Annotated in this window: 11 protein-coding genes and 1 tRNA gene; all 12 read left to right on the top strand. The window is 58.6% G+C overall.

All coding sequences use genetic code 11. The annotated features are described in order from the left end of the window. Positions 1 to 235 precede the first annotated feature (235 nt). A tRNA-Ala gene (locus tag IK083_07210) sits at positions 236 to 311 on the top strand. Positions 312 to 464: 153 nt separating this feature from the next. Next, positions 465 to 1,931: a glutamate--tRNA ligase gene (locus tag IK083_07205; GenBank protein ID MBR4749338.1), complete on the top strand. Its 1,467-nt coding sequence runs from the start codon at positions 465 to 467 to the stop codon at positions 1,929 to 1,931. Next, a complete protein-coding gene (locus tag IK083_07200; GenBank protein ID MBR4749337.1) occupies positions 1,928 to 2,653 on the top strand; it encodes an amidohydrolase family protein in 726 nt (241 codons plus the stop codon). The genes IK083_07205 and IK083_07200 overlap by 4 nt, the downstream gene beginning before the upstream one ends. Next, positions 2,650 to 3,390, top strand: coding sequence for an amidohydrolase family protein (locus IK083_07195; protein ID MBR4749336.1), 741 nt, complete (start codon positions 2,650 to 2,652; stop codon positions 3,388 to 3,390). Before IK083_07200 ends, IK083_07195 begins: the two co-directional genes overlap by 4 nt. Beyond that, on the top strand, positions 3,387 to 3,992 hold the full coding sequence (locus IK083_07190) for a hypothetical protein (protein MBR4749335.1): 606 nt from the start codon (positions 3,387 to 3,389) through the stop codon (positions 3,990 to 3,992). Before IK083_07195 ends, IK083_07190 begins: the two co-directional genes overlap by 4 nt. Before the next feature lie 14 nt (positions 3,993 to 4,006). Then, the gene (locus IK083_07185; protein ID MBR4749334.1) at positions 4,007 to 4,531 is read left to right on the top strand and encodes a hypothetical protein; all 525 of its coding nucleotides are present in this window, start codon (positions 4,007 to 4,009) and stop codon (positions 4,529 to 4,531) included. Further along, positions 4,528 to 5,247: an LPS export ABC transporter ATP-binding protein gene (lptB, locus tag IK083_07180; GenBank protein MBR4749333.1), complete on the top strand. Its 720-nt coding sequence runs from the start codon at positions 4,528 to 4,530 to the stop codon at positions 5,245 to 5,247. Before IK083_07185 ends, lptB begins: the two co-directional genes overlap by 4 nt. Then, positions 5,247 to 6,371, top strand: coding sequence for an LptF/LptG family permease (locus IK083_07175; GenBank protein MBR4749332.1), 1,125 nt, complete (start codon positions 5,247 to 5,249; stop codon positions 6,369 to 6,371). The genes lptB and IK083_07175 overlap by 1 nt, the downstream gene beginning before the upstream one ends. Continuing rightward, a complete protein-coding gene (locus tag IK083_07170; GenBank protein MBR4749331.1) occupies positions 6,371 to 7,921 on the top strand; it encodes a DUF3084 domain-containing protein in 1,551 nt (516 codons plus the stop codon). The genes IK083_07175 and IK083_07170 overlap by 1 nt, the downstream gene beginning before the upstream one ends. Further along, entirely contained in the window at positions 7,918 to 8,331 is a 414-nt protein-coding gene (locus tag IK083_07165; protein ID MBR4749330.1) for a RuvX/YqgF family protein, read from the top strand. Before IK083_07170 ends, IK083_07165 begins: the two co-directional genes overlap by 4 nt. A 2-nt stretch (positions 8,332 to 8,333) precedes the next feature. After that, the gene (gene rsmA / locus IK083_07160) at positions 8,334 to 9,158 is read left to right on the top strand and encodes a ribosomal RNA small subunit methyltransferase A (protein ID MBR4749329.1); all 825 of its coding nucleotides are present in this window, start codon (positions 8,334 to 8,336) and stop codon (positions 9,156 to 9,158) included. 53 nt (positions 9,159 to 9,211) lie between these two features. Beyond that, the gene (locus IK083_07155) at positions 9,212 to 10,516 is read left to right on the top strand and encodes a hypothetical protein (protein MBR4749328.1); all 1,305 of its coding nucleotides are present in this window, start codon (positions 9,212 to 9,214) and stop codon (positions 10,514 to 10,516) included. Position 10,517: the final 1 nt, after the last annotated feature.

The following is a 10,517-nucleotide window of genomic DNA, read 5'->3' as shown; positions in this document are numbered from 1 at the left end:
GTTCCTCTGCGGCTTCTTCGATGGCCATGCTGCCACCCATGCTGCCGGTCAGTGTCTGCCTTGGAACGGTTCCGCTTGGGACTATCACTGGCTGAGAGTTCGCTCCAACGGTTTTGGCATGCCCGCCGACACCGACGGCTACGATATCGACTAATGTCATCTGACGAGAAAGCAGGGCGCAAGCCCTGCTTTTTCTTTGCAATTTTCCCGGGAATGTGCTATAATAGAATTGCGTGGGGATGTAGCTCAGCTGGAAGAGCATCACGTTCGCAATGTGAGGGTCAGGGGTTCGAGTCCCCTTATCTCCACCACCAAGGGTCCTTCGGGACCCTTTTTTGCCTTTGGCGGACGGGGCGCAGCCCGGAGCCCCTCTCTTGAAAAAGAGGCCGATTGGTGCTAAAATAGTAGTGTATATGTAGAATTTTTATCATGCAGCCCGGCTGCCCGGCGGAAGGAAGACTGATATGAAAGTACGCACCAGATTTGCCCCCAGCCCTACGGGATCGCCCCATATAGGCAACATCCGTACGGCGGTATTTGACTATCTCTATGCCCGTCACACCCAGGGTGATTTTATCCTCAGGGTGGAGGATACGGACAGGACCAGATACGTGGAAAACTCTCTCTCGGATATGATGAAGGGACTGAGATGGATGGGCATGCAATGGGACGAAGGCCCCGACGCAGGCGGCGATCGCGGCCCGTATTTTCAGTCCGAGAGGCTGGAGCTGTATCACAAATACGCCAGACAGCTCATAGATGAGGGCAAGGCCTACTATTGCTTCTGCACCCGGGAAAGGCTGGAGGAGCTGAGGGCGCAGCAGGCTGCGGCCAAGCTGCCCCCGGGCTACGACAGGGCCTGCCGGGATCTGACTCCGGAGCAGGTGGAGGAGAAGCTGAAGGACAACCCCCATCCCGTGATCCGCTTCAAGATGAAGAGAGAAGGGGAGACCGTGTTCACGGATATAGTCCGGGGAGAGGTGTCCTTCAAGAACGAGCTGGAGGATGACTTCATCATCATCAAGGCCGACGGCTTTCCCACCTATCACTTCGCCAGCATAGTGGACGATCACCATATGGGCATCACCCACGTCATCAGGGGCGAGGAGTGGATCAGCTCCGCTCCCAAGCACATACAGCTGTATGAAGCTCTGGGCTGGCAGCCCCCTCTGTGGGTCCATCCGCCCCTTATATTGGACGAGAGAGGCAAAAAGCTGTCCAAGCGTTCGGACACGGCCACCGCATTTATGAGCTACATAGAAGAGGGCTATCTGCCGGAAGCCATGCTGAACTTTCTGGCCACCATGGGCTGGGCTTCCGGGGAGGACCGGAAGCTGTATTCGAGAGAAGAGCTCATAGACAGGTTTTCTCTGGAGGGCATAGCCAATCACCCCGCCATTTTTGACCTGATGAAGCTCAAGGACCTGAACGGCGAATACATACGCATGAAGACCTGCGAGGAGCTGAGAGAGCTCATCAGGCCCTATCTGCAAAAGGCAGGCTTTGTGGGCGACGCTCCCACCCCGGAGGAGGAAGAGTATCTGCTGGAGGTGACCCGCCTCATACAGGACAGGCTGGTGACCCTGTCGGACTCGGTGGAGCTGTCCGAATTCTTCTACAGGGACGTCACCGAATACGAGCCCAAGGGTCTGAAGCACTTCCGCAAGGACAATTTCAGACAGATAGCCGCCGGGCTCATCGAGGCTCTGGAGGCTGTGGAGCCCTGGACCCTGGAGGCCATAGAGGCTGCCGTCCGGGGCGTGGCTGCCGATATGGAGCTGAAGCCCGCGGAGGTGATACACCCCACCAGAATGGCTGTCACCGGCCGCACCTGGGGCCCCGGACTGTTTGAGATACTGCAGCTCCTGGGCAAGGAAAAAACCGTCGCCCGCTACAAGGCGGCCATGGAATACAAGGCGGATCAGGAATGAAGATCATAGACATCAACACGGTTTACGGACCCTATACCGGCGCCACTGCCGGCAACGGCAGCGCTGAGCTGGAGCAGAGGCTGGAGGAGGGAGGCGCCGAAAAGGCGGTGACCCTGTGCAGCTACGGCATATATTACAGCTACAGGGACGGCAATGCCCGCACCCTGAAGGCCTGCTCCGACTCGCAGCGGCTGCTGCCTGCGGCCACGGTGGACCCCAGAGGCTTTTTTGGCCAAAAGGAGCTGCTGCCCAAGCTGAAGGAGGCGGGCTTCAGGCTGCTGAGGTTTTTCCCGGACCTGCAGGAATGGGACGCCGAGCACCTGGTGTTTGAGGAGCTGCTGTCTCTGAATGCTCAGGTCCGGCTGCCGGTGATGATCTCCGTCACCGGTCCCGGACAGATCACCAGAGTGTTCCGGGCAGCCTCCCGGCTGGACTATCCCGTGATACTGCAGGGGGTGGACCATCTGCATCTGGCGGAGGCCATATCCGCCGTGAGACAGTCCGCCGCCTTTATGGTGGAGACCAGCGGGCTCAGCATGCCGGCCACTCTGGAGCTGCTCCACGGCAGCGTGGGGGCGGACCGGATACTCTTCGGCTCCGGCGCCTGCGAGAGGTCTGTGAGCATAGCCAGGGATTTTGTGCTGGCGGCCCATATCCCCGACGGGGACAAGGAAAAGATATTCTACACTAACAGCGCCTCTTTGTTAGGAGTCAATTCATGAAGATCATCGATATCAACTGCCAGATAGGCGCCATTCCCGTGCTGGGCAATCAGTTCTCGGCAGAAAATCTGCTGGGGAGCATGCAGAGAAACAACGTGATAGCCGCGGTCATATCCTCCACCCTGTCGGACACGGTGGACTTCGTGGCGGGGAACCGGCTGGTCTTTCAGACCGTGGAAAAATATCAGGGCAAGGCTAATCTGTTCGGCGCTGTGACCGTGAACACGGCCTTTCCCGACGAAAGCAGCGAGGAGATGCGCAGGTATCTCTTCAACGAGCGCATGGTGGCTATCAAGATAGTCACCGGCAATCTGAAGAGCAAGCTCCTCAAGAGCACCTGCGAGGTGATCCTCAATTCCCAGAGGCGCTACGCCGCCCCGGTGCTCATCCACGCCAGGGACGCCAGAGACGTGGAGGTCATAGAGGGCCTGGCCCAGACCTTCAAAAACATGCGGTTCATCATACTGGGCATGGGTGAGGACGACTGGAAGCACGCGGTGCTGGCGGCAGTCTCCAACACCAATATCAGCCTGGAGCTGTCGGGCAAGATCAGCAGCGACAAGATAGACTACACCCTGAAGAGCCTGGGCTCCCACCGGCTGTTTTACGGCAGCAGTCTGCCCTACGCCGACGGCTCCCTATTCAAGGCCTTTGTGGAGAACTCCTCTCTGGACGAAGGGGAAAAGGCCGACATCTTCTACAACAACGGAAAAAGGCTGCTGGACAACAGATTATGAGAACGGCTCTGGTCCTCCTCCTGTGTCTCTTTGTGCTGTGCGGCTGCCGCCACGGCTCCTCCGAGAGCGCCCGGCGCAGCGCGGCGGCCAGGGAGTTCCGTCAGAAGGAAGAGGTCCTGGACAAGGAGATAAAGACCGGCGAGGAAGAAGCCCGCAAAAAAGACGAGCAGCTCCGCAGCGAGCTGGAGGAGATACCCGAGGTCCGGGTGGACACGGGCAACGTGACCTTTGAGTGGGCCGGCGAAAAGGGCAAGAGCATGTCTGCCCATGCCCGCCGCTTTTCGGGCCGTCAGACAGACAGCACCGTGTCGCTGGAGGACTTTTCCGCCTCCGTGTATGACAGGGAGGCCAAATACGCCGCCGACCTCATCGCGGACCGGGCTGTGCTCTATGCCCGGACCGGGGTGGTGGAGTGCAGCGGCAGGGTAAAGGTCACCTCCGCCCAAAATGCTTCGGTGCTGGTGGCCCAAAGTATAAAATGGGACAGCAGGGCAGGCAAGATATACGCAACGAGCGCTCGGCTGACCACCGATATGGGAATAATGAGCGGAAAAAAGATGGTGCTGGATACAGCGCTTCAGAGCTTTGAGGTGTCAGATTGACAGGGAGGGCCTGTATGAAAAGACTGCTCTTTGCAGTGCTCCTGGCGGCGCTTTGCGCAGGCGCGTTCGCGGCGGAATTTGCGGCCGAGGACGGGTCGGTGAAGCTGCGGGCCAAGAGTATATCCATGAACAAAAAAGTGGTGACCGCCAAGGGCGGCACGTCTCTCGCGGTCAGGGACGAGGAGGCCTTTTTGCAGATCGAATGCCGGGACCTGAAGCTGGTGTATGAGGGCAAGGCAGCAAAGGGCCTGGAGGGCATCAGCCAGGCCGTCATCACCGAAGGTGTGGTCATGGAATACAAGGCCGGAGACAGCCAATATCACATATGGTGCGACAGCGCCTTTTATGAGAACGACGTCATGACTCTGGCCGGCAGCGTCAGGATAGACAGCGTGGTGGGCGACACCCCCATGACTGCCACCGGCAGCCGGGCCACCATCAACCTGTCCCGGACAGCCGGCGAGGACGAGCAGCTATTTGCCATCGAGGGGGACTCGGAGAGAGCCCGGGTCACTCTGCCTGTAGGTAAGGGCGAATGAAGCTCTATGCCTCCGAGCTGGTCAAGCAATACAAGGGACGCCGGGTGGTCAACAAGGTGTCCTTTGAGGCAGAGACCGGCGAGATAGTGGGCCTGCTGGGGCCCAACGGCGCCGGCAAGACCACCTCCTTTTACATGGTCACCGGCCTCATCAGGCCGGACGGCGGCCACGTGTATCTGGACGACAGGGAGATCACCGGTCTGCCCATGTACAAGAGGGCCCGGCTGGGAATGGGCTATCTGGCTCAGGAAGCCTCCGTGTTCAGAAATATATCCGTGGAGGACAACATACGCCTGGTGCTGGAGCACCAGAAGCTGAGCCGCGCCGAGCAGCGGGAGATACTGGAGCGCCTCCTGTCGGAGTTCAGTCTGGAAAAGGTCCGCAAAAGGCTGGGGCGGGTGCTCTCCGGCGGCGAGCGCCGCAGGGTGGAGATAGCCAGGAGCCTGGCCACGGGCCCCTCTTTCATACTGCTGGACGAGCCCTTTACGGGGGTGGACCCCATATCCATCAATGACATACAGGAGCTGGTGAGAGGCCTGAAGGACAAGGGGATAGGCATCATCATCACCGACCACAACGTCCGCGAGACCCTGGCCATATGCGACAGAGCCTACATCATGGGAGACGGCATCATACGCACCGCCGGCTCCGCTGCGGATCTGCCCAACGACCCGGTGGCCCGGAAGTATTATCTGGGCGAAAACTTTGAGATGTGATGAAGATATCCGACAGAATGCTGTTCAGGGAGCTCCTGGGCCCTTTTTTGTTCGGCATAGCCGCCTTCTCCATGCTGTTTTTTGCGGGAGACTTTCTCCAGGACATCAGCCAGCTGATCAGCGAGGGGCTGCCTCTCGCCACGGCGGGGCTGATGATCCTCTACTATATGCCTACGGTGATTTTTTACACCCTGCCGATGGCTACTCTGCTGGCGGTGATATATTCCATAGGCCGCTTCAGCGGGGAGAGCGAGATGATCAGCTGCTTTGCCGCGGGCATAGGCTACAGGCGGCTGCTGGTGCCGGTCATCGCCTTTGTGCTGATGGCTGCGGGCGTCAGCTACTATCTCAATGATTTCGTAGCGCCCGCTTCGTATATGCGGCTGCAGGCTCTGGAGGCGGAAGCCAAAGACAACGCCGCTCCGGACACCAGAGCAGTCATGTTTTTTGACAAGAACACCCGGTCCATAGTGCGGGCCGACGGAGGCTTTGACATATCCAAGGGAGTGGCCGCCGACATCACCATCATCAGGTTTGAAGGCGGAGCGCCCAGCCTGGTGATATACGCCAAAAAGGCTGTCTGGCAGGGCATGACGGACAAGAGCCGCCGCTTTGACTGGGAGCTCTACGACGGCTACACCCAGAAGCTGGGAGACGATTTTGGCGCGAGGGTGCTGTTCGGCTCCACCCGCACGGACACCGTGAGGATCGAAAAGGACGTGGAGGAGCTGGAGCTCCTGCAAAAGGCGGAGATGCACAACAGCGTGTCGAACATGAGCTTTTTTGAGCTGCGGAAGCTGGTCCGCCTCTACAAGGCCCAGCCCGAGTCTCAGGAAAGGGACACCCGTAAAGCCGAGGTGTTCATGTGGAACAGGCTGGCCCTGCCCATGAGCTGCATCATACTGGGACTGATAGCGGCGCCTCTGGCCATCAGGAGCCACCGGAGCAGCGCCGGCGTGGGTATAGGCATCAGCCTCCTGGTAATAGGCCTGTATTACATAGTGTGGAACTACGGCTCCCAGCTGGCCTACGACGGGACCCTGACGCCCTTTGCCGGGTCCTTCGGCGCCAACATATTGGGGCTGGGAGCGGCTCTGTATTTCAATCTGAGAGTGAAGATGTAATGTACACAGCGGTATTTTTTGCGGCGATGATCCTGGTCTCGGGCTTCGTGGCCTACGTAGGGGACTACATAGGCAGGAGCCTGGGCAAGAAGCGCCTCACCATGTTCGGCCTCAGGCCCAAGCACACGGCTATAGTCTCTACCGTCATCACCGGTATGATCATATCCGTGCTGGCTCTGCTGGTGCTGACGGGGATCAACAGCCAGTTCAGACAGGTCATTTTTCACGGCCAGTCCATACTGAAGAAAAACGAAAAGCTGAGCCGCGAATCCGCAGAGCTGCTGGTGGCAAACAAGGCCCTGCTGTCGGAGCAGGCCCGTCTGGAAAAGGACACTCAGGCCACGAGCCGGGAGTATGAGGACATCAAGGCTCACTATCTCACCGCCAGGAAGAATTATGACTCGGCCAAAGCCGCCTACGCCGTGTCCGCGGGACAGGTCAGGGCCCTGAAGCGGAACATAGAGGAGAGACGGCGGGACCTGGAGGTCCTCAAAAAGCAGAATTCGTCTTCGGAGAAGACCCTGAAGGAAAAAGAGGCCCAGCTGGCCCGGGACGAAGAAAAGCTGAAGGAGATGGAGATCCAGCTGGAGGATGACAGCAGCAAGCTCCGGGAGCTGATGCTGCAGGTGCAGGAGCAGCAGCGTCAAAAGGACGCGGCCAAAAAGGAGCTGGACACCGCCAAAGAGAGCCTGGCTCTGGTGCAGGAAAACCTGAGGCAGGCGGAGCACGATCTGGACGTGGCCAAGGAAGCCATGAAGGAATACGCCAATCTGCGGCTCTCCACCGTGGTCATCCGCCAGGAGGATGAGATAGCGCGAGGCGTGGTGGACGGCAACAAAAGCATTCCCGAAATATCCGCCTCTCTGATGCAGCTGCTTGCAAACGCCAATGAAATTTGCTATAATATAAAAAGCTATTATAAGGGTGAGCCTATCAGCGCCGAGGGCGAAAAAGCGGCAGCCGGTTTCAAGTCGGCCTACGTGAGGCTGGTCTTCCGGGACGAGGCCGGGGACGTGTATGAGGACAACATCCGGGTCATGGTGATGAGCGCCGCCGAAGCCATCAAGAACAAGGGCGGCGATACTCTGGTGACCGTGTCCTCCGCGGGCAACCTGACATCCTCCGAGCTGAGCCTGATACCCGTGGAGTTCCGTCTGCATGAGCAAAAGCTCATATACAACATGGACAGCCTGATATCGGAGATCACCTTTTCCGGTCACCAGTCGGAGGCGGAGGTATTCACGGACCTCTATGATTTTTACAGCAACACCGTGCTCACGGAGTCTGTGAACAAGGGAGCCGTGCCTGCCCAGATGTCTCCTCTCTTCGCTTATTATTGCCAGAAGGCCATGAAGCGCAATCCTGCTCTGAGACTGTTTTCCTCCTACCGGGAGACGTCTCTCACGGAGCAGGTGGCGGTGATACTGGGGCTGATGGATGAGATAAAGGCGGCGTCCTCGGCTGTGACCGTGCGGCTGTATGCGGCGAGAGACCTGTACAGCTCGGACGTGGTCAGTACGAGGAATACCAGAGTGGAGGTAGATAAATGATAGTCATAGCAGTAGATCCGGGCAAGAGCAAGGTCGGCATAGCGGTAGTCAATTCCGTAGGCGGGACCATCACCCGCAAGGTGTGCTCCAGATCTTCTTTTTGTGAAGACGTAGAACACTACAAGACCAATTATCCTACCGCTCACGTGGTTTGCGGAGACGGGACCCGTTCGGAGGATATCGTCAAGGAGCTGAAGGAATACGGCATCAAGGACATACACCTGGTGGACGAGACCAACACCACCTGGGAGGCGCGGAAGGGCTACTGGGCCAGACACCGCAAGCCCTGGTACCTGTTTTTCCTGCCGTCTTCCATGCTGAAGCCCCGCAGGAACATAGACGACTTTGCGGCCTGGGTGATAGCCCACAGGTATATAGACGCCAACAGGGATCTGCACTACAAGGATTAGCCGTGTGTTCCCGCGAAGGGCAGACCAGGCCCCGAAAGTCTCTGGGGCAGAACTGGCTGACCGAAAGGCATATCATCGACGAGATAGTCGCCGCCGTGAGCCGCTTTGACAGCGATGCGGTGCTGGAGATAGGCCCCGGCACCGGCGCCCTGACGGAGCCTCTGGCGGAGCTGGGCAAGCCTTTGGTATGCGTGGAGGCGGATGAAGAGCTGGCCGGACGGCTGGCAGACAGATATACCGGCAGGCCGGGCGTCGCCATCGTGACGGGTGATTTTTTGCAGTGGGATATGTCCGCTCTGCCGGGCGCAAGGACAGTGTGCGCAGGCAATCTGCCATATTATATCACCACTCCCATCATCCAAAAGCTCATAGGAGCGAGAGCCCTGCTCTCGGGCTGCGTGCTCATGGTGCAGAAGGAGGTGGCGGACAGGCTTCTGGCTCCCCCGGGGACCAGAGAGTGCTCTTCCTTCAGCCTGTATTGCCGTTATTATGCGGCAGTGAGCCGGGTGCGCAATGTGTCCCGGGGGTGCTTTTTCCCGGCGCCCAGGGTGGACAGCAGCGTCATAGAGCTGCATTTCCGCTCCGAGCCGCCGGTGGAGGCAGCGGACGAGACCCTGCTCTTTCGGATCATCAGGGCCGCCTATTCCAAGAGGAGAAAGACCCTGCTCAACAATCTCGCCAATTCGGAGCTCTTGTGGTGGAGCAGGGAAAAGGCAGCCCGGGTGCTGGCGGAGAGCGGCATAGACGGCTCAAGAAGAGGAGAGAGTCTGACTCTCGAGGAATACGCGCTGCTGTGCAACACGGCGTGTGAGACAGAGGGGTCCTGACCCCGGATCTATCGATATTCTGGCGGTATCGCCTTAAATACAAGGATATGACAATGAAAAAGTTAGTATTGGCTCTGCTTATATTCAGCTTCGGCGCGCTGGCCTTTTGCCAGACGCTGGATTCGCCCGACAGAGAATTGCTGAAAAGAAGTCCTGTCATAGACGGCGTTTACAACGAGGACGAGTGGGATCAGTTTTACGAAGCCGGCGATATCCCTTCGGGCAACACCGATATCAGGGTATATACCAACTGGGACAGCAAGTATCTCTACGTGGCCGTGACGGCCGGCGTCCTGAGCGACGTGGCGGTGGTGCTGGACTCCACCGGCAGCGGCTGGACCAGCGCCAACGGCGCCTATCTCTTCAAGGTGATGGGCGGCGAGAGCCTCGAAGCATACAAGGCCGAAAGCAACACTCTGTCCGAGGCGGCAGTCAGCATGATGAGCCCGGTGGACGCCGACAGCATCCTCTGCGAAAGCGGCATCACAAAGGGCAGATATTCCGTGGAGCTGGCCATACCCGCCAGGACTGCCATCAGAGAGCTGAAGGCTTTTGAGCCGGGCAGCGAGATAGGCTTCAACGTGGCCGTGCACACCACCGGCAGCGAGGCCCCCTGGATCATGTTCAACCCCGCCGACCTCTCCGACAACACCCGCAAGTGCACTCTGGTGACCTACAAGTCGGCCATACTGGGGGATCTGACCCTGGATCTGAAGCTGGACAGAGAGATCATCGTTCCCGGAGAGACCCTGGACGGCAAGATAGCCCTGTCCAACAAGTCCGGCGAGCCCGTGAGCATCAGCAATATAGTGCTGGGCGGCGAGGGGACTCTGGACCGGTTCGTCAACTCCTACAAGATAGTGGTGGGCGACATCAAGAAAAAGAGCACCTTCACCAGAGCCTATCACACCAATACGGCCAAAGATATGACCCCCGGCACCTGGGTGCTGGGAGCCGAGGTGTTCGTGGGCGAGACCAAGATCGGCGCCGCCATGAAGAGCTTTGAGGTGGTGCCCTCCGTGAAGATAGAGCCCATCGCTCCCGACCCCATGTATTCCGACGACAAGGAGATCAGGATAGGCGTGAAGATCACCAATTATTCCCGCAGCAAGACTCCTTCCGGCGCCGTGACCATCAATCCGCCCGCCGGATGGCAGCCCAAGGGCGGCAAGCAGACCATCAGCTACAAGGTGATGCCTCTGGTCAAGAAGACCCAGAACGTGGAGTTCAAGGTGATACCTCCTCTGGGCACCTTCGGAGAAGTGACCTTCCTGTTCAACGTCTCCACTCCCGACGGCATCGTGGACGTGCCGGTGATATTCAACGTGGTCCCCGCCGAATCACGGCCGGCCAAATAAT

This window comes from Abditibacteriota bacterium (genome assembly GCA_017552965.1).
Taxonomy (GTDB): domain Bacteria; phylum Armatimonadota; class UBA5829; order UBA5829; family UBA5829; genus RGIG7931.
This window is presented reverse-complemented; position numbering and strand designations above follow the sequence as displayed.

Bases quoted from the DNA above. Each gene is read 5' to 3' on its own strand.
- IK083_07205 (MBR4749338.1), top strand. From the start codon at position 465: ATGAAAGTACGCACCAGATTTGCCCCCAGCCCTACGGGATCGCCCCAT.
- IK083_07200 (MBR4749337.1), top strand. From the start codon at position 1,928: ATGAAGATCATAGACATCAACACGGTTTACGGACCCTATACCGGCGCC.
- IK083_07195 (MBR4749336.1), top strand. From the start codon at position 2,650: ATGAAGATCATCGATATCAACTGCCAGATAGGCGCCATTCCCGTGCTG.
- IK083_07190 (MBR4749335.1), top strand. From the start codon at position 3,387: ATGAGAACGGCTCTGGTCCTCCTCCTGTGTCTCTTTGTGCTGTGCGGC.
- IK083_07185 (MBR4749334.1), top strand. From the start codon at position 4,007: ATGAAAAGACTGCTCTTTGCAGTGCTCCTGGCGGCGCTTTGCGCAGGC.
- lptB (MBR4749333.1), top strand. From the start codon at position 4,528: ATGAAGCTCTATGCCTCCGAGCTGGTCAAGCAATACAAGGGACGCCGG.
- IK083_07175 (MBR4749332.1), top strand. From the start codon at position 5,247: ATGAAGATATCCGACAGAATGCTGTTCAGGGAGCTCCTGGGCCCTTTT.
- IK083_07170 (MBR4749331.1), top strand. From the start codon at position 6,371: ATGTACACAGCGGTATTTTTTGCGGCGATGATCCTGGTCTCGGGCTTC.
- IK083_07165 (MBR4749330.1), top strand. From the start codon at position 7,918: ATGATAGTCATAGCAGTAGATCCGGGCAAGAGCAAGGTCGGCATAGCG.
- IK083_07155 (MBR4749328.1), top strand. From the start codon at position 9,212: ATGAAAAAGTTAGTATTGGCTCTGCTTATATTCAGCTTCGGCGCGCTG.